This window comes from Solidesulfovibrio magneticus RS-1 (genome assembly GCF_000010665.1).
In the GTDB taxonomy this organism is placed as follows: domain Bacteria; phylum Desulfobacterota; class Desulfovibrionia; order Desulfovibrionales; family Desulfovibrionaceae; genus Solidesulfovibrio; species Solidesulfovibrio magneticus.
This window is the reverse complement of record NC_012796.1, coordinates 2,636,459-2,654,067: the sequence shown is the minus strand read 5'-3', so window position 1 is coordinate 2,654,067 and position 17,609 is coordinate 2,636,459. Positions and strand designations below refer to the sequence as shown.

The 17,609-nt window shown below is 64.9% G+C and carries 13 protein-coding genes; 7 read left to right on the top strand and 6 right to left on the bottom strand.

The window, feature by feature from the left end; all coding sequences use genetic code 11:
- The first annotated feature begins 13 nt into the window (after nt 1–13).
- From DMR_RS11295 to ligA, 3 genes are read left to right on the top strand one after another with little or no spacing between them, the layout of a single operon-like run.
- Nucleotides 14–1,045, top strand: coding sequence for a potassium channel family protein (locus DMR_RS11295; protein WP_015861037.1), 1,032 nt, complete (start codon nt 14–16; stop codon nt 1,043–1,045).
- A complete protein-coding gene (locus tag DMR_RS11290) occupies nt 1,042–1,701 on the top strand; it encodes a DUF3431 domain-containing protein (RefSeq protein WP_015861036.1) in 660 nt (219 codons plus the stop codon). The genes DMR_RS11295 and DMR_RS11290 overlap by 4 nt, the downstream gene beginning before the upstream one ends.
- Before the next feature lie 14 nt (nt 1,702–1,715).
- The gene (gene ligA, locus DMR_RS11285; protein ID WP_043601679.1) at nt 1,716–3,821 is read left to right on the top strand and encodes an NAD-dependent DNA ligase LigA; all 2,106 of its coding nucleotides are present in this window, start codon (nt 1,716–1,718) and stop codon (nt 3,819–3,821) included.
- A 44-nt stretch (nt 3,822–3,865) separates the two neighbouring features.
- On the opposite strand, the gene DMR_RS11280 is transcribed toward ligA, so the two are convergent.
- A complete protein-coding gene (locus DMR_RS11280) occupies nt 3,866–4,888 on the bottom strand; it encodes an MDR/zinc-dependent alcohol dehydrogenase-like family protein (protein WP_015861034.1) in 1,023 nt (340 codons plus the stop codon).
- A gap of 124 nt (nt 4,889–5,012) precedes the next feature.
- Between DMR_RS11280 and coaE the strand changes: the two genes are divergently transcribed.
- Together coaE and DMR_RS11270 are read left to right on the top strand one after the other, a co-directional pair.
- The gene (gene coaE / locus DMR_RS11275) at nt 5,013–6,677 is read left to right on the top strand and encodes a dephospho-CoA kinase (RefSeq protein ID WP_015861033.1); all 1,665 of its coding nucleotides are present in this window, start codon (nt 5,013–5,015) and stop codon (nt 6,675–6,677) included.
- Nucleotides 6,674–7,396, top strand: coding sequence for a rhomboid family intramembrane serine protease (locus DMR_RS11270; RefSeq protein WP_015861032.1), 723 nt, complete (start codon nt 6,674–6,676; stop codon nt 7,394–7,396). The genes coaE and DMR_RS11270 overlap by 4 nt, the downstream gene beginning before the upstream one ends.
- A 19-nt stretch (nt 7,397–7,415) precedes the next feature.
- Here the strand turns inward: DMR_RS11270 and DMR_RS11265 are convergent, their stop codons facing one another.
- The 5 genes from DMR_RS11265 to DMR_RS11245 all read right to left on the bottom strand — a co-directional run bounded on the left by DMR_RS11265 (nt 7,416) and on the right by DMR_RS11245 (nt 13,715).
- On the bottom strand, nt 7,416–7,853 hold the full coding sequence (locus DMR_RS11265) for a S24 family peptidase (RefSeq protein WP_015861031.1): 438 nt from the start codon (nt 7,851–7,853) through the stop codon (nt 7,416–7,418).
- A gap of 157 nt (nt 7,854–8,010) precedes the next feature.
- Nucleotides 8,011–8,682: a LexA family transcriptional regulator gene (locus DMR_RS11260; protein WP_015861030.1), complete on the bottom strand. Its 672-nt coding sequence runs from the start codon at nt 8,680–8,682 to the stop codon at nt 8,011–8,013.
- Between the two features lie 407 nt (nt 8,683–9,089).
- Nucleotides 9,090–9,794 carry a LexA family transcriptional regulator gene (locus DMR_RS11255; RefSeq protein WP_015861029.1) on the bottom strand — a complete coding sequence of 235 codons (705 nt, stop codon included), beginning with the start codon at nt 9,792–9,794 and terminating at the stop codon, nt 9,090–9,092.
- A 639-nt stretch (nt 9,795–10,433) separates the two neighbouring features.
- Nucleotides 10,434–12,773 carry a carbamoyltransferase HypF gene (gene hypF / locus DMR_RS11250; RefSeq protein ID WP_015861028.1) on the bottom strand — a complete coding sequence of 780 codons (2,340 nt, stop codon included), beginning with the start codon at nt 12,771–12,773 and terminating at the stop codon, nt 10,434–10,436.
- Between the two features lie 12 nt (nt 12,774–12,785).
- Entirely contained in the window at nt 12,786–13,715 is a 930-nt protein-coding gene (locus DMR_RS11245) for a DUF362 domain-containing protein (RefSeq protein WP_015861027.1), read from the bottom strand.
- Nucleotides 13,716–13,857: 142 nt separating this feature from the next.
- Here DMR_RS11245 and DMR_RS11240 point away from each other — a divergent pair, with 142 nt between their 5' ends.
- Nucleotides 13,858–15,951, top strand: coding sequence for a thioredoxin domain-containing protein (locus DMR_RS11240; protein WP_015861026.1), 2,094 nt, complete (start codon nt 13,858–13,860; stop codon nt 15,949–15,951).
- A 76-nt stretch (nt 15,952–16,027) separates the two neighbouring features.
- Complete coding sequence (locus tag DMR_RS11235; protein WP_015861025.1) at nt 16,028–17,608, top strand: glycosyltransferase; 1,581 nt, start codon at nt 16,028–16,030, stop codon at nt 17,606–17,608.
- Nucleotide 17,609: the final 1 nt, after the last annotated feature.

Sequence of the window (17,609 nt, the reverse complement as noted above, 5' to 3'; positions counted from 1 at the left end):
CGTCCGCAAGACCATGCGGCTGCGAAGCCGCGTTGCCCGCCTGAACAACCGCCTGGGGCACTGGGGACCGCTCATCGGCGGCTTCCTGGCCCTGGCCCTGGTCTTCGTCTTTGGCCTCGTCGGCTACATGCGGGTGGAGGACTGGAGCTTTTTCGACAGCCTCTATCAGGTGGTCATCACCCTTTCCACGGTGGGCTTCCAGGAAGTCTATCCCCTGTCGCGAAACGGGCGCATCCTGACCATGGTGCTTATCGTCTCCGGCGTGGGCGCGTTCGCCTATCTGGTCGGCTCCTTCACCCAGGTGTTGGTGGAAGGCCGCTTGCAACAGTATCTCGGGAGACGGCGCATGCAAAAGGTCATCGACGGCTACAAGGATCACGTAATCATCTGCGGCTACGGCCGCATCGGCTCCATCGTGGCCCGGGAAATCCTGGCCGAGGACGTGCCCGTGGTCATCGTGGAGAGCAATCCCGAGGTCATCCGGCTCCTCGACGAACACGGCGTGCCCTATGTAGCCGGCGACGCCACCGCCGACGAGGTGCTGCTGGCCGCCGGCCTGGAGCGGGCCAAGACCCTGGTGGCCGCCCTGACCCAGGAAGCGGCCAACGTGTACGTGACGCTGACCGCCCGCCAGCTCAACCCGGCTATCCGCATCGTGGCCCGCGCCGACGCCCAGGGCCATACCCAGCGCCTGCAACGGGCCGGGGCCGATCAGGTGCTGGTGCCCCACCTCTACGGCGGCGTGCGCATGGCCCAGTCCGTGCTGCGCCCGACCGTGGTCAACTTCCTGGAACTCACCGGCCGCACCGGTCCCGCCGGCCTGCAAATGGAAGAGCTGCAAGTCACCGACCATTCCGACGTTGTGGGTAAAAATCTCATCGACTCCCAGATCCGCCAGCGCTTCAACCTCATCATCGTGGCCATCAAAAAGGCCGGCGGCGAGATGATCTTCAATCCCCAGCCCCAAGCCGTGCTGGAGTCCGGGGACACCATGATTCTGGTCGGCCGCAGCGACGGCCTGGACGGGCTGCGGGCCATCCTTTGAGCGCGCCCGATCTCGAAGTCGTGGTGGCCCGCTATAGGGAAGACGTGGCCTGGACGGCCGGCCTGGGGCTGCCGGTGACGATCTACGACAAGTCCGGCGCGCCGGGCGAGCTGTCCCTGCCCAACATCGGCCGGGAGAGCCACACCTATTTGAGCCACATCGTCGGGCGCTACGACAGCCTGGCCGGCTATACGGCCTTTGTCCAGGGCGCGCCCTTCGAGCATATGCCGCCCGGCGCGACGCCCGAGAGCTTTGCCGACCGGGTGCGCCAAAACGCCCGGCTGGGCCTGCACTTTTCGGGATTTGCCGCCTTCAAGCTCAAGTGCGACCGGCTGGGCCGGCCCCACGATCTGGCCGATCCGGCCCGCCACGGCCATCGGCCGGGCTTCGGCCAGGACATCCCGGTGGGCGAGGTCTATGCCAAGCTGTTTTCCGGCCCGGTCCCGGAGCACTTTCTAGTGCCGGCCCCGGCCGGCATGTTTTTCGTGTCCCGACAGCGCATCCTGGCCCGGCCGTTGGCCTTTTACCGCCGTGCCCTGGACATCGTCGCCGCTGACCCCGACGACGCCGGCAACACCGGCCATGCCTTTGAACGGCTGTGGCAGGTGATTTTCAACGGCGACGCCGGGCTTAACCGAATGGAAGATTGTGACTGATAAGGGTGATTGCCGTGAGCACCATCGATCCCGCCGCGCGTCTGCGCGAACTGCGCGACCTGATCCACGAATACGACTACCGCTACTACGTCCTGGACGACCCCACGGTGGAGGACGCGGCCTACGACGCCCTGTACCGCGAACTGAAGGCGTTGGAAGAAGCCCATCCCGAACTGGCCGATCCCAATTCGCCCACGCGCCGGGTGGGCGGGGCGGTGCTGGAAGGCTTTGCCTCAAAGCCCCACCGGCGGCGCATGTACAGCCTGGACAACGCCATGGCCGAGGACGAATGGCGCGATTTCGTGACCCGGGCGGCCAACAAGCTGGAGCGCGACGGCGTGGCCTTCGACGCGCCGGCGTTTTGGGTCGATCCGAAATTCGACGGGCTGGCCCTGGAAATCATTTATGAAAACGGCGTTTACGCCGGGGCGCTCACGCGCGGCGACGGCGAGGTGGGCGAGGACGTGACGGAAAACGTGCGCACGGTGCGCAACGTCCCTCTGGACCTGCGCCCTCATGCCGCCCGGGCCGGGCTGCCCGTGCCGCGGCTGCTGGAGGTGCGCGGCGAGGTGGTCATGACCCGGCAGGATTTCTACGAGCTCAACGAACGCCAGCGGGAGCAGGGGGGCAAGGTCTTCGCCAACCCCCGCAACGCCGCTGCCGGCTCGGTGCGCCAGCTCGATTCGCGCATTTCGGCCACCCGGCCCTTGACGTTTTTCACCTACGCCGTGGGCAGCCAGGACTGGGGCGACGGCCTGGCCGGACCGGGCTGGGCGACCCACAGCGCGGTCATGGCCGGACTTAAGGCCCTGGGCCTGCCCGTGGCCGGCCAGGGAAAAGTGGTCACGGCCGACGAGGTCTATCCCTATTTCGAGGCCATGGGCCGGCAACGCCAGGAGTTGCCCTTCGAGATCGACGGGGTGGTGGTCAAGGTGGACAGCCTGGCCTTGCAGGAGGCCTTGGGCTTTACCGACCGCGCTCCGCGCTTCGCCGTGGCGCTCAAATTTCCGGCCCACGAGGCCGAGACCGTGCTCAAACATATCGACGTTCAGGTGGGCCGCACCGGCGTGCTCACGCCGGTGGCCATCCTGGAGCCGGTCAGTCTGGCCGGGGTGACGGTGGCCCGGGCCACGCTGCACAACGAGGACGAGATCAAGGCCAAGGACCTGCGGCCGGGCGATACGGTTGTGGTGCGCCGGGCCGGCGACGTCATCCCGGAAGTGGTGCGAGTGGTGGAGGACAAGCGTCCAGCCGAGGCCGAACCTTACGACTTCCCCCATGTCTGCCCGTCGTGCGGTTCGGACGCCGTTCGGGGCGAGGGGGAAGCGGCCTGGCGTTGCGTCAATCTGGCCTGTCCGGCCATGTTGCGCCGGGGCATCAGCTATTTCGTGTCGAAATCCGGCCTGGACATCGAAGGCCTGGGAGCCAAGTGGGTGGCGGCGCTCATCGACAAGGGCATGGTCAAGAGTCCGGCCGATCTGTTCGACCTCACCGAGGCGGACCTGCTCCCCTTGGAGCGCATGGCCGAGAAGTCGGCCGCCAACTTCGTGGCCGCCGTGGCCGCAGCCAAGCAATCGGCCAGCCTGGTCAAGCTCATCGCGGCCCTGGGCATCCGGCAGGTGGGCACGCGCACGGCCCGGACCCTGGCCGGGCACTTCCACGACCTCGACGCCCTAGGCGCGGCCAGCCTGGAAGAATTGACGGCCCTGCCGGACATCGGCCCGGAAGTGGCCGGCTCCATTCGGGAATTTTTTGCCAACGAGGCTAACCGGGAACTCTTGGAGCGGTTCAAGGGGATCGGCTTATGGCCGGTGGGCGAGGCCAAGCCGGAGACGCCAGCCGTCCAGACGGCGCTGACCGGCAAGCGGTTTCTCTTTACCGGCGCGCTGCCGGACCTGACCCGCGAGGCGGCTCAAAAGCTGGTGGAGGCGGCCGGCGGCGTCGTGGTCGGCTCGGTGTCCAAGAAACTCGACTATCTGGTGGCCGGGGCCGATCCCGGCTCCAAGCTGGCCAAAGCGCAAGCCCTGGGCATCACGATCCTGTCGCCCGAGGCCTTTGCCGCCCTGCTCGGCGGCCTGACCCGGGAGACCGCCACCCGCAAATCCCTCCTCGACGTCTAACCCCCGGCCCTCTTTCGTTCCCCAGGTGGGGTTTCCAAAGGGGCTCAGCCCCTTTGGCCGCCGGAGGCACTCTTCTCCATGTCCATGTCCATGTCCACGATCACCTTCATGGCCCCAGGCCGACTCGCGTGGTCCAGGGCGGCCTGGAACGCGGCCAGGGGGTAGCTGGCTTCGGCCAGGGGCGTCACGTCCACCAACCCGTCGCGGAGATAGGCCAGGGCCAGGGCCGTGTCGCCGCAGCGCGAGCCGACCAGACTGATTTCGTCCACCACTACCCGGGCCATGTTGAGGCTTGTGGGCGCGAAGGTGGTGGTCTTGAGCACGACGGTCCCTTCGGGCCGGGTGAGGTCCAGGGCGGTTTCCAAGCCCTGGGGCCGGCCGGTGGCCTCGATGACCACGTCGAAGCGGCCGTATTCCTGCAATAATCCTTGGACCAGCGCCTCGGCCGTGTCGCCCTGGCGCGTGGTCACGCCCTGGGCGGCGGCGATGGCGAGCTTGGCGGCGTGTTTGCCGCCAAGGACGAGGCCGGGCACGAGATGGCGTAGGGCGCAAGCGGTGAGGATGCCGAGCTTGCCGTCGCCAAGGACCAGCGCCTTGGTCCGGGCCGTCAGATGCAGCTGCTGGCCGGGTTCCAGGGCGGCGGCCAGGGGTTCGGCGAAAACGGCCTCCAGGTCGCCGACTGTGTCGGGCACGACATGGATGGCCCGGGTCGGCACGGTCAGGTATTCGGCGAAGGCGCCGTCCTTGCCGGCGATGCCGAGGGTCGTACGGTCCGGGCAGTGGCGGGGATCGCCGCTGCGGCAGCGGGGACAGACGCCGCAGCCGAGGTTGATGTCGGCCACGACCCGCCGGCCGACCAGTTCCGGCCGGCCCGGCGCGGCCGCCACCTCGCCCACGAACTCATGTCCGGGCACGCCGGCAAAGCCCATGTAGCCGCGCAAGAGCTCCAGGTCGGTGTTGCACACCCCGGCCAGCCGCACCCGGACAAGCGCCTCGTCCGGACCTGGTTCGGGTCGGGGACGCTCCGTCAGCCGCGCCGCGCCGTTTTCGAAAATCACCGCTTGCATGAACGCTCCTTGCCGAGGTTGTTTCCCGGCAGGCTACCCCAGGCCGATCCCGGCTGCAAATCCTTGGCGGATCCCTGCCCTGGTCCTGTTCGACTTTTCGCCGGACCGCCTGTATCAGGGAACCATGACCGAAAACGAAGCCATACTGATCGAACTGACCGAGGAAGGGGCCTATACGGCCGTCGTGGATGCCGCCGGAACCCGTTTGGACGCTTTCTGGAGCGCCCGGCTGGCGAGCGAAGACATTTCCCGGGCCAAGGTCCGGGCCGCCATCGAGGCAGGGCTGGCCCTTGTCGATGGGGAAATCTGTCGCAAACCGGGTCTCAAGCTGCGGGGCGGCGAGGCGCTGACCCTGCGCCTCCCCGAGACGCCAAGCGAAGCCAAGGCCGAGGACGGCGAACTCAAACTGCTCTATCTGGACGGGGACGTCCTGGTGCTCAACAAACCGGCCGGCCTGACCATCCATCCGGCTTCGAGCCAGCCGGACGGCACCCTGGTCAACCGGCTGCTGCACCATTTCCCGGACATGCGGGCCATGGCCGGCGACCGGCCGGGCATTGTCCACCGCCTGGACAAGGACACCTCCGGCCTGCTGCTGGTTGCCCAGACCGAATCGGCCCGGTTGGCCCTGGCCGCTGATTTCGCCGAGCGGCGCGTGGCCAAGACCTATCTGGCCCTGGTCCATGGCCGCCCGGAGCGGTCCGACGGGGTCATCGAATTGCCCGTCGGCCGCGATCCCAAGCATCCCACCAAAATGGCCGTGGTGGCCAAGGGCGGGCGCGAGGCCAAGAGTTCCTGGAAACTGGCCTGGACCGCGCCCGACGGTACGGCCAGCCTGCTTGAAGTGGCCATCGCCACCGGCCGCACCCATCAGATCCGCGTCCATATGGCCGCCATGGGCCATCCCATTGTCGGCGACGCGGTGTACGGCGCGCGCCAGCACTCGGACTGGACCCGGCGCGGCGGGGCCATGGCCCGGCTGGCCAAACGCCAGATGCTCCACGCCTGGAAGCTGGCCTTCAGCCATCCGGGCACGGGCGAGGAATTGTCCTTTTGCCAGCCGCCGCCGGCCGATTTCTGGCGGTTGCTGCTCATGCTCGGCCGGCGCTGCCAGCGGGTGGGACTGGTCGGGATGCCGGGCTGCGGCAAATCGTCGCTGCTGGCCCACTTCGCCGAGGCCGGCCATCCGACTTTTTCCGCCGACGCGGCCGTGGCCGCCTTGTACGCCCCCGGGGGCCACGGCGCGGACATGTTGGCCCGGCGTTTCGGCCCCGAGGCCCTGGCCGCTGATGGGGGCGTGGACAAGGCCTGGCTGCTGTCGCGCATGGAAGGCAGCGACCGTTTCCGGCGCGAAGTGTGCGATTTGGTGCATCCCCTGGTCAAGGGCGAGCTGGTGGGCTTTTTAGCCGTTCATGCCGCCTCTCGGGTTGTATTTGCCGAGGTGCCGTTGCTTTTTGAAGCCGGCTGGCTGCCGGGCGAGGTCGTGGATCTGGTCGTGGGCGTGCGCTGCGACCCGGCCGTGCGTCTGGCCCGGCTGACCGAGAAGCGGGGCTGGTCCGAGGAGCTTGTGGCCCGCATGGACGGCTGGCAGTGGCCGCAGGACCGCAAACTGACCAAGTGCCGGTTCGTGGTGGACAATGCCGGCAAGCCCGAGGACTTGGCCGGGGCCGCCGGGCGGCTTCTGGCCGGATTGACCGCTTTGCGTCGTCAGGACGCCCGGAACCGGCTGGCCGCCCTTGTGGCCGCCGGCTACGCGCCGTCCCGGCCGGAGGGCGAGGACGCGCCGTGATTCCCCTTCGCGACAACGTGCCGAGCACCAAGCCGCCCCTGGTCACCTGGACGCTCATTGGCCTGTGCACGGCGGTGTTTCTCTATCAGCAACTCCTGGCTGATCGGGTGCTGTTTGAGTTCGTGCACATCCACGGCGTGGTCCCGGCCCGCTTCACCCACCCGAGCTACGCCGCCCACGTGGGCTATCCCGAGGGCGGCTGGCTGTCGTTTCTCACCTACATGTTCCTGCACGGGGGGTGGCTGCATTATCTGCTCAACATGTGGGTGCTGTGGATATTTGCCGACAACGTGGAAGAAGCGCTGGGATCGCTGCGATTTCTGCTCTTCTATATCCTATGCGGCGTGGCGGCGGCGGCGGTGCACGTGCTCTTCAACTGGAGCGCGCCCGTGCCGGTCATTGGCGCGTCCGGGGCCATCGCCGGGGTCATGGGCGGGTATTTTCGGCTGTTTCCCAAGGCCCGGGTGACGACGCTCATTCCCATCATCGTCATACCCTGGATCGTGGACCTGCCGGCGGTGGTGTTTCTGGGCGTGTGGTTTCTCGTGCAGCTCTTTTCGGGGCTGGCCGGCACGGCCGTGGAAGGGCAGGCGGCGGCGGTGGCCTTCTGGGCCCATGTGGGCGGCTTTGCCGCCGGACTGGCACTGGTGCGGCAGCTTTTGCCGCCGGGCTGCCAGTTTTGCTTCGATCCTTCGGCCCGGCGCTACGACCGGGAGTAGCCGAGCGGGCTGGTGGTCGTCACAGGTCCTGGATGACCCAGATGACCCGGCCTACGACTACGTAGGCGTGGCCGCCCTGGGCCAGAGACCGTGCGGCATGGCGTGGCGACGCGGACACAAGCCGCAGGCGCTGCCCGGCACTGTCCCGTTCCACCTGTTTGATGACCAAACCTTCCCCGGGAATGGACAGGGCGTAGATCTCGCCGCTTCGCGCCGTCACGTCGTCACAGTCCAGGCCGACATAGGCCTTTCGCCGGATGACAGGCTCCATGCCGGAGTCTTCCATGCGCACGACAAGCAAGTGCGGCCGGGTGAGACTCTCGGCGATTTCTATGGTTTCCATGATGGTTGGCGTCCAGGTCCCGGTTTTGGGGTCCAGGCTGTTCATGGCGTGGACCGCGACTTCGCGGGAAAAGGGCTGGGACGAGAGACGATTTTGGGGCAACGGCTTGGGCATTGGTATATTTTCCTGCGTGGTTCCTGCCGGTACGAACCATTTAGGAATACAATATCTATACCTGTTTGTAAATTAATATATTGGCAAATGATTTAACTTGGTCACCAAAAAGTGCGCCCGGCCTGGGAGCGCACCCAAGGTATCGGGCGGGAGGAGGCTAGAGTTCCTGAATGACCCAGGCCGCTTTGCCGATGGATGTCAGGCCGGGATTTTCCAAGGGAAGGGTGATGGACTTGTGGAGCGGATTGTCCGCGCCAAGCTCAAGACGCTGGTTTTCCAGATCGCGGTGAATGCGTTTGATGACCAGCCCTTCGCCCGGGATGTCCAGGGCGTAGATGTCGCCGCTGCGCAACCGCCCATCGTCGCAATCGATGCCAACATAAGCGCCGCGGCGAACGGTTGGCTCCATGCTGGCGTTGTCCATGCGCACGACAAGCAGATTTGGCCGGCGCAAGGCTTCAAACAGGGGAAGGGTCTCCAGTGGCTCGCGAATCCAGGCCTGGGTCTGGGGGTCGGTGGGGCTCATGGCGTAGACCGTGACGCGGCTTGGAGGCGCGACATAAGCCACGGCGGTTTCCCGGACGCAATCGGCGGCTGCGCCGCTTTCCCGGCGCACGGCCGGGAGCTGTCCGTACAGTATCCAGTCCGGTTCGAGAAAAAACATCCTATAGAGGGTGACCAGCCAGCCGTCCGGAATGGTGTTCTTTTTTTTTGCGTCGGAGATGCTGGACTGCTTGATGCCCAAAATGGCGGCGATCTCCGTCTGGGTTTTGGCCCTGGTGGCGGCCTGAATCCTGGCGTAGGCATCCTCGAAATTGTCCGGCTTCACGCAACCTCCTAAAGGGTTGTCGTAAAAATTAATCTATAATAAAAAGTAGTACATAAGTTACCGATAAAATTTACATGTCATCAAGGCAGCCGTCAATGCCCGTAGCAAAAGACATTGTGGTGCGTTGCCAGTGGCAAGACGCTAAAAAGGCGCCACGCGCTGAAGGAGGAGGTACCTCTCGGCAGGTGGCAGAAAGTATTGATAATATTGTTTGACCTGTCTGCAACATCGGTTGCAAGATCGCCTGTGAAAACGACAAAGAGGCGAGCCTGTTCCCGGCAACAGCATGCCTTTGAGTCATGAAGGCCAGGCTCGCGTTTTGTCGTGTAGAATGCGTGTCAATTACGTGGGGCAAGTCGCGTTTCAGCAGGGCGCTGCCCGCGCGGCGCGTTCGCAAAAGCCGTGGGCTAAACCGCCTGCATCACCCAGACGACTCGGCCAACAACGCGATCCGCGGCGTTTTCGGCCGGCAACAACTGGTCGGTGAATTTGGTGTTTTCGGAGCGCAGCACAAGACGGGCGTTTTCGGCGTCGTGAAGCACTTTCTTGATGATGAGGCCCTCGACGGGCATGTCCAGTGCGTAGAGCATGCCGGAGCGCACGGCCTTACGGTCCCTGTCGATGCCGACATACGCGCCGCGCTGGATGACGGGTTCCATATCGCTCTCGTCCATGCGGACCACAAGCAGACCCGGGCGATGCAATTGATCCGGGACGCTCAGGAACTCCACTGGACGTTCCTGCCAAAGGCCTGGCTGGTCCACATTGTCCGGCGTCATGGAATACACCGGCATTTGATGATGTTTGGGCTTGCGTCCATAGGCTTCGACGGGTTCTTTAACCGGGAAGGCTCCTCCACGTTGCTCGCCGAGAAACTGGGGCATCTCGCCATCAAGGATCCAGTTGGGGTTGAGGTTGTAGATCTGATACAGCTTTATCAGCCAACTATCCGGTATGGATTGGCGTCTTTTGGCATCGGAAATGCTGGACTGTCTGATGTCCAGCATCTTGGCGATCTCCACCTGGGTACGCATTCCTGTCGCTTTCTTGATGCGGTCAAACGCCTCGTCAAAGCGATTGATCATGTCCTGAAGTGTTTTTCCGTTATCCATCTCGCCTCCATTGCGATATCTGAAAAGTCGTCTCTCTCGAAATACATAGGGATAACAGGACGGTAGCGCGCGGCTATTTCACTGTTTTTCAATTGGTTGTTAAAAAATTGAAAAATGAGAATAATTTAGCAATGGCGATATTGTGATAATATTGTTGTTGTATTTACATGCAGTATGAACTTTTTTTAGATAAGTTAATGTAGAATGTCCTTTTTTATAAATCCAAATATGCTTTTTTTGAAAAATAGACGCAATGCAAAAGTGTGTCAAGGACTTGGCGGCAACGTAGCAGAATTGTATGTAATATCGCTAGGCGTTATTTGTTGTTATATATTTCGAGACTACGGCTTCTGATGGCGGAATATTTCATAACTGTGCCGTATTCGGTCGGAGCACAACAATAACGGTTCTTGTATCTTCATCCTTTTCGAAACAATTGTAGAGTTCCACCGTGCGCTGGCTAACGACGATACCCCGGCTGCTTTGTTGATGGAATAGACTCGCTTGATCGCAGCAAGGGCATGGACCCATCGCAAGCACGCGGCTGTTGCCTACTCTGGGAGACTCTTATTGTCAATAATTTATACCAAAACGATCTATATTTTTAGCTGATGCATGACTGTGTAATTATTTATTCTGCTAATTGTTGGTCGCCAACTGCCTCAAGCCAAAGGCCGCTTGGCCCAGGCTGACGCAACCGTCATTGGCCGGCATACGCCGATGCACCAGCGGTGACATTCCGGCGGCTCGAAGCGCCTCGGGAAGACGCAAGGCCAAGGTTCTGTTCTGCATGACGCCGCCACCAAGAGCCACAGCGCGAATGCCCGTCGCCCGAGCCATGGCCGTAGCCAGCCGCGTCAGCCCGGCCACAAGTCCCAGGTGAAAACGCCGGGCTATGCGTCCGGTCGCCACCCCTTGGGCCGCGTCAGCCGCAGCCTGGGCAAAAAGCGTGCGCGTGTCGAGGACGGCCGGCGTCTGGTCGGCCAAGAGCGGGCACTCGTAGGGCTGGTCCACGGTCAGGTCCTGAGCGCGCTCCAATAAAATTGCCGCTTGGCCTTCGTAGGTGGTTTCCAGACACAGGCCGGTTACGGCGGCCACGGCGTCGAAGAGCCGGCCGCAACTGGTGGTCACGGGACAGTTGAGGTTTTTGGCCAGCATCTGCCCGACCAGGCGCGAAGCCGAGCCATGGTCCGTCATCCAGGGCCGGACCGGGCCGTCCTCGGCGGTTTCCCCAAGACTATATAGGCAGGCCTGGGCAATGCGCCAGGGCTGGCGCACGGCCGCGTCGCCGCCGGGCAGGGCCATGGGCGCGAAGTGTCCCAGGCGCTGGTGGGTCAGGCGCGTCGGATCGACGAGCAGACATTCGCCGCCCCACAGCGTGCCATCCTCGCCCAGGCCCACGCCGTCCAGGGCCAGGCCGAGGACCGGTTCATCCTTGCGATGCTCGGCCAGCACGGCATGGATGTGGGCCACGTGGTGCTGCAGTCGGATGACCGGCCAGCAGCCTTGCTCCAGGGCCAGGGCGGTGCTCGGATAGTCTGGGTGGAGATCGGCCACGCACAGCTTGGGCGTCACACCGAGCACGCTGAGAAGATGTTCCAGGGTCTCCTCATAAAAGCGCAAGGCGGCCAGGTTTTCCAGATCGCCGATGTGCTGGCTGACGAAGGCCTGGTCGCCCTTGGTCAGACAGACCGTGGCCTTGAGCATGGGGCCAAGGCCGACCACCTCCGGGCCGCTGTGGGACAGCCGGATGGGCGTCGGGACATAACCCCTGGCCCGGCGCAGAAACAGGGTCGGCGCGCCGGCCGCCTCGGCTTCGGCCGTCTCCAGGGGGCGGGCCACGGAATCGTCGGTGCGGATCAGGATGTCGCGGTTGTGGAGCAGCCAGACGTCGGCCAGGGGGGCAAGGCGGGCAAGGGCCTCGCGGTTGCCCAGGCAAATGGGATCGCCCCCGGCGTTGCCCGAGGTCATGACCAGGGCGGCCGGGCGGTCGGAGCCGACAGCAGCGGCGAAATCGGCCAGCAGAATATGATGGAGCGGCGTGTAGGGCAGCATGACGCCAATTTCGGCCACGTCCGGGGCGACGCTCGGGGCCAGCGCGCTGCCGGCCCGGGCCGGCAGCAGGCAGATGGGCCGGGCCGTGCCGCCAAGGAGTTCGGCGGCGGTCGGGCCGACCTCGCCGAGAAGGGCGGCTGTTTCCAGGTCCGGGACCATGACGGCCAGGGCTTTGCTCGGCCGGCCCTTGCGCCGGCGCAGCTCGGCCACGGCGTCGTTGTCGCCGGCGTCGCAGACCAGATGGAAACCGCCCAGGCCCTTGACCGCCGCGATCTGGCCGGCGGCCAGCCGGGCGGCCAGGGCGGCGACGGCGGCCGTGCCGCGCGCAAGGACCACGCCGGTCCCGTCGGCCAGCCATAGGGACGGGCCGCAGATTGGGCAGGCGTTGGGCTGGGCGTGGAAGCGCCGGTCGGCCGGGTCGGCGTACTCGACGGCGCAGTCCGGGCACAGGGGAAAACAGGCCATGGAGGTGGTTTCCCGGTCGTAGGGTACGCGCCGGGTGATGGTGTAGCGGGGGCCGCAGTTGGTGCAGTTGGTGAAGGGATAGCGATGGCGACGGTTGCCGGGATCGGCCATGTCGGCCAGGCAGTCGGGGCAGGTAGCGACGTCGGGGCTTATCAGCACATCGTGGCCGCTGCCCGGGGCGCTGGCAAGGATATGAAAGCCGGCTTCGCCGGTAGGGGGCACGGGGGTCGCCGAAAAGGCCAGCAGCCGGGCCAGGGGCGGCAGTTCGGCCGGCAAACGGCGGCTGAAGGCGGAAACCGCTTCCGCCGGCCCTTCCGCCTCGATGACCACGCCTTCCGGGGTGTTTTGCACCCAGCCCGTCAGCCCAAGTTCCCGGGCCAGACGGTAGACAAAGGGGCGAAAGCCCACCCCTTGAACCTGGCCAGCCGCCACATGGCGACAACGCGTGACCTCAGCCATAACTGCCGTGCCTCAGCGCCCGCCGCGCAGGGTGATCATCAGGCTTTTGAGCCGGCCGCGCAGGAAGCGTTTGGCCTCAAAGGCCAGTGGGGCCAGTTCGGGCTTCACCACAAAGCCCTCGAAGCGAAAATCGTTTGGCGACAGCAGAGGGAAATGGAGTTCGGCCGGATCGGTCCCGGGAAGCCCTCGCGCCATGGCCGCGCGCCACAGCGGGATGCGCTGGGGTGAAAGCCCCAGGGTGGCATAGATTGCCGTGTCCAGGGCCACGGGATTGGCGCTCGCGCCAAGAAGGCCCAGGTCTAAGGGTTCGCCGCCCACCGGCCCGGCCTTGTGCATAGCCGTGACGCCGTCAAGGATCGAGGTGGACGGCGGCAGGGCGGCGACAACATCCAGAATCATGGCGGCGAAGCGGTCATAGTCCTTGCCCAGGGTCTGATGGGCCAAGGATTTGCGAAAGCCGCAGACACAGCCGAAGAAATTCTTGACGCAAAGGGTCATGCCCATCTGGTCGTGGCACTTGAGCCGGGCCAGATTGACGATGTGGTCGGCCTCCTCGGCCAGGCGCGATAGGCCGATGTGACCGCCGCCGGAAAGGGCCAGCCGCCGGGGCCGATCCAGGCTGCGGATGGTCACGGGCAGCCCGGCCAGGGCTTCCTCGAAGCCGGCCAGTCTGGCCACGATGCGTCCGGTGCCGAAAGCCGGCGAGTCGGCCACGACTACGCGCGCGCCGCCTTCGACAAGGGCCAGGCACACGGCCCGGACCACGGCCGGATGGGAGCAGGACAGGGCCGGGTTTCGCGGCGCGACCAGATTGGGCTTGACCAGCGCCGTATGCCCCGGTCCGACCGGACAACCGGCGGCCGCAAGCAGGGCGGCCGCCTTGGCCGGCAAATCGGGGTCGTCGTACCCGGCGACACGGTCGAGAAAAACGCTTTGGGTCATGGTTTGCGGCCTCCGGCTAGGGAACACGGCAGCCATTACCGCGCCGGCCGGCCGGAGGCAACCAGGAGCCGGCAAGCCGACGTGGCACGCCTTGCAAAAACGCCGACCGATGCTATTTTGCCGGCACGGGAGGAGATGTATCATGGAAAACCGCGCCCCCAACCGGCTGAGCCGAGAGAAAAGCCCTTACCTCTTGCAACACGCCCACAACCCCGTGGACTGGTTCCCCTGGGGCGAGGAAGCCTTTGCCAAGGCCCGGGCCGAGGACAAGCCCGTGCTGTTGTCCATCGGCTATTCCACCTGCCATTGGTGTCATGTCATGGAGCGCGAATCCTTCGAGGACGAGGACATCGCGGCCCTCATGAACGCCGTGGTGGTGTCGGTCAAGGTGGACCGCGAGGAACGGCCGGACCTCGATGCCCTTTACATGAGCGTGTGCCATGCCCTGACCGGTCGGGGCGGCTGGCCGTTGACCGTCTTTCTCACCCCGGACAAGGAACCCTTTTTCGCCGGCACCTATTTCCCCAAGGAATCCGCCTACGGTCGCACCGGCCTGCGCGAGCTGCTCCAGCGCGTGCACATGTTCTGGAAGGGTAACCGGCAGGCCGTGGTCAATAACGCCGGCCAGATCATGGACGCCGTGCGCGAACAGCTGGCGGCCGCCGCTGGCACGGCCTCGGCCGAACCCGGCCAGGCCGCCCTCGACGCGGCCCGGACGCAGTTGGCCGGCATCTTCGATGCCCGAAATGGCGGCTTTGGCGGCGCGCCCAAATTCCCTTCGCCCCACAATCTGCTCTTTTTGCTGCGCGAATACCGCCGCACCGGCGATGTTTCGTGCCGCGACATGGCCTGCCGCACCCTGGTCGCCATGCGCCGGGGCGGCGTCTACGACCAGGTGGGCTTCGGCTTGCACCGCTACGCCACCGACGCGCATTGGTTTTTGCCCCACTTCGAGAAGATGCTCTACGACCAGGCCCTGACCGTCATGGCCTGCGTGGAGGCCTACCAGGCGTCGGGCGACGTCGCGCACAAGACCATGGCCTTGGAGATTCTCGAATACGTCCGGCGCGACCTGACCAGCCCCGAGGGCCTTTTCTACAGCGCCGAGGACGCCGACAGCGAAGGGGTCGAGGGCAAATTCTACGTCTGGTCGGCGGCCGAGCTGCGCCGACTGCTCGGCGACGAGGCCGCCCTGATCATGGCGGCCATGGGCGCGACCGAGGAGGGCAACGCCCACGACGAAGCGACCGGCGAAACCACCGGAGCCAACATCCTCCATTTGCCCCGGCCCCTGGACGAGACGGCGGCCAGGCTCGGCCTGACGGCCGAAATCCTGGCCGAGCGTCTGGAAGCCTGCCGGCACGTCCTTCTGGCCGAACGGGAAAAACGCGTGCGTCCCCTTTGCGACGACAAGGTGCTTACCGACAACAACGGGCTCATGCTGGCCGCCCTGGCCAAGGCCGCCCGGGCCTTTGACGACGAAGATCTTGCCGGCCGGGCCGTGACCGCCGCCGAGGCCTTGCTGTCCCGGCTGGCGCGGCAAAACGGCCGGCTGCTCCACCGCCTGCGGGACGACGAGGCGGCCATCGACGGGCTCCTGGACGACTACGTCTTCCTGGCCTGGGGGCTGGTGGAACTCTATCAGACCGTCTTCGACACGGCCTATCTGCGCCGGGCCGTGGAACTCATGAAAGCCGTGGCCGAACATTTCGCCGATCCGAACGAGGGTGGCTATTTTCTTGCCCCGGATGACGGCGAACAGCTGCTTGTGCGCCAAAAGATATTCTTCGACGCGGCCGTGCCCTCCGGCAACAGCGTGGCCTATTTTGTGCTGACCACGCTTTTCCGCCTGACCGGCGATCCGGCTTTCAAGGAACAGGCCACGGCCCTGGCCCGGGCCATGGCCCCGCGTCTGGCCGATCATGCCGCCGGGTACGCCTTTTTCCTGTGCGGCCTGTCCCAGGTGCTTGGCCAGGCCTCGGAAGTGACCCTGGCCGGCGATCCGGCCGGCCCCGACACACAGACTCTGGCCCGGGCCATCTTCGAGCGCTACCTGCCCGAAGTGGCGGTGGTGCTGCGGCCGGACGAAGACGAACCGGACATTGCCGCCTTGGCCCCGTTTACCCGTTACCAGCTCCCCTTGGACGGCCGGGCCGCAGCCCATGTCTGCCGGGCCGGCTCTTGCCAGCCGCCCACGGCGGAGGTGGAAACCATGCTCAAGCTCCTTGGGGCGTAGCCAGATGGGGAATGCCCAGGGAGGCCTCGGGCCTTGCCCCCCTGTGCCCAATCGGCCCTGACGGACGGGTGAATTCGTGCGAATTGCGTGTTGCAGCTGGTTTCTGCTTGAGGGCTTTCGCCGCTTGGGCTGCGAAGTGTTTCCCTTTGCCCTGGATGCCGCCAGGACGCTTGACGAACAGATGGAGGAGCTAAACGTTGATCCGGACGTCGTTTTGATCGAGTTTTTCGGCCGGACGGAGCTGCCCAGGGATTTGCATAAGTGCCGCCACAGGCTGGCGGCCTACTGTATCGACAGTCCGCTCAATGAGTTCTGGTTTTTGCCTCTGTCCAAGCTGTTTGACCATGTCTACGTCGACCAGCTGTCGTCGGTGGCCCCGTTGCGCCGCCATGGCGTGGTAGCCACCTGGCTGCCCTTGTGCGTCTTTGACGGCGATTTCCGGGATCCGCCGGCCGCCAAGGAGCATTTTTTGACCTTTGTCGGACGGCTGACGCCCGAGCGCGTCAAGCGAAACAACCTGATCCGGCACGTTGGCGAACAGTATCCCTTGCATCTGGTCCAGAATGTGCCGCGCCCGGCCATGTTGGACCTCTTCGCGGCCTCCCGGGCGGTCCTTAACGAAAACTTCTTTTCCGGCCTCAATCTGCGATTCCTGCAGGCTCTGGCCTCGGGCTCGTTGCTCCTGACCGAGCGGGGCGGCTGCGGCGTGGGCCGCTATTTCCGGGAAGGCGAGCACTATCTTGGCTATTCTCCAGACGATTTACTGCCGACCCTGGAAAAAATTCAACAGGCCCCTGAGGCCTTTGCCGACTTGGCCGCGCGTGGGCAAGAGCTGTGCCGCCGCAAGCACACCAGCCGCCAACGGGCCGCCGCCTTGCTGGATGATTTGGCCCGAGACCGCGTCATGGTCAGCCTCCCGGACCGCGTTGCCCAAACCGGCGAGGCCTTGGCCCGATACAACCTGACCCGGCGCTTTGGCGGCTCCCTCGCTCCCAGCCGCCATCTTCTTGAAGAGGTTAGTTCGAGCAATGACGAGGCGGCCTTGGAGGCTTGCCGCACTCTCGGCGTCATGCATCTGCGCCTGGGGCAGTGGGAGGCCGGCGTTGCATATCTCGAAAAAGGGGCGGCCTCGGATTCGTTGGCAGGACTTCGGGCCACCCTGCATCTTCTGCTTGCTTTCCTGGAGCAGGATCAGTTCTTCATCCATCTTGCCGCGCTGACGGCCAAACTCGTGCGCCTGGGACTGAGCAAGGCGTCTTATCTCAAGCGCATTAAGGAATTGCGCCAGTCCACGGACCGGTTGCACGACTGTTGCCTGCTCGGCTATGAACTGCTCTTTGACGCCAGGGAGTACTGCGCCCTGGGCTTTGCCAAGAAGCGCCCTGAGCAATTTCCGGATTATGCCATGGAGTATGCCGTGTTGGCCTTTGGCACGAAACCGACGTCGCAATCCCTGGCAGCGGTCATCCGTTGTTCGAAAAAGGCCGGCGTCGGCCCTGAGGCTCTGCCGGCCCTGCGTCAGGCCATCGCCGCCGGGATCGCCACGGACGAGCAGATTGCCCTGTCCGCTGCGTTGGCCGTGGAGTATTACGACTTTTCCTATGCCCGCACGGCCTTGGCTGCCCTGAAACGGGCGCTGCGCAACCGAGGTGGCTGAG

Excerpts from the sequence above, each read along its gene's own strand:
- DMR_RS11255 (WP_015861029.1), bottom strand. The coding sequence starts at position 9,794 with ATGGATAACGGAAAAACACTTCAGGACATGATCAATCGCTTTGACGAG.
- DMR_RS11245 (WP_015861027.1), bottom strand. The coding sequence starts at position 13,715 with ATGACCCAAAGCGTTTTTCTCGACCGTGTCGCCGGGTACGACGACCCC.
- coaE (WP_015861033.1), top strand. The coding sequence starts at position 5,013 with ATGACCGAAAACGAAGCCATACTGATCGAACTGACCGAGGAAGGGGCC.
- DMR_RS11265 (WP_015861031.1), bottom strand. The coding sequence starts at position 7,853 with ATGCCCAAGCCGTTGCCCCAAAATCGTCTCTCGTCCCAGCCCTTTTCC.
- DMR_RS11240 (WP_015861026.1), top strand. The coding sequence starts at position 13,858 with ATGGAAAACCGCGCCCCCAACCGGCTGAGCCGAGAGAAAAGCCCTTAC.
- DMR_RS11295 (WP_015861037.1), top strand. The coding sequence starts at position 14 with ATGCGGCTGCGAAGCCGCGTTGCCCGCCTGAACAACCGCCTGGGGCAC.
- hypF (WP_015861028.1), bottom strand. The coding sequence starts at position 12,773 with ATGGCTGAGGTCACGCGTTGTCGCCATGTGGCGGCTGGCCAGGTTCAA.
- DMR_RS11280 (WP_015861034.1), bottom strand. The coding sequence starts at position 4,888 with ATGCAAGCGGTGATTTTCGAAAACGGCGCGGCGCGGCTGACGGAGCGT.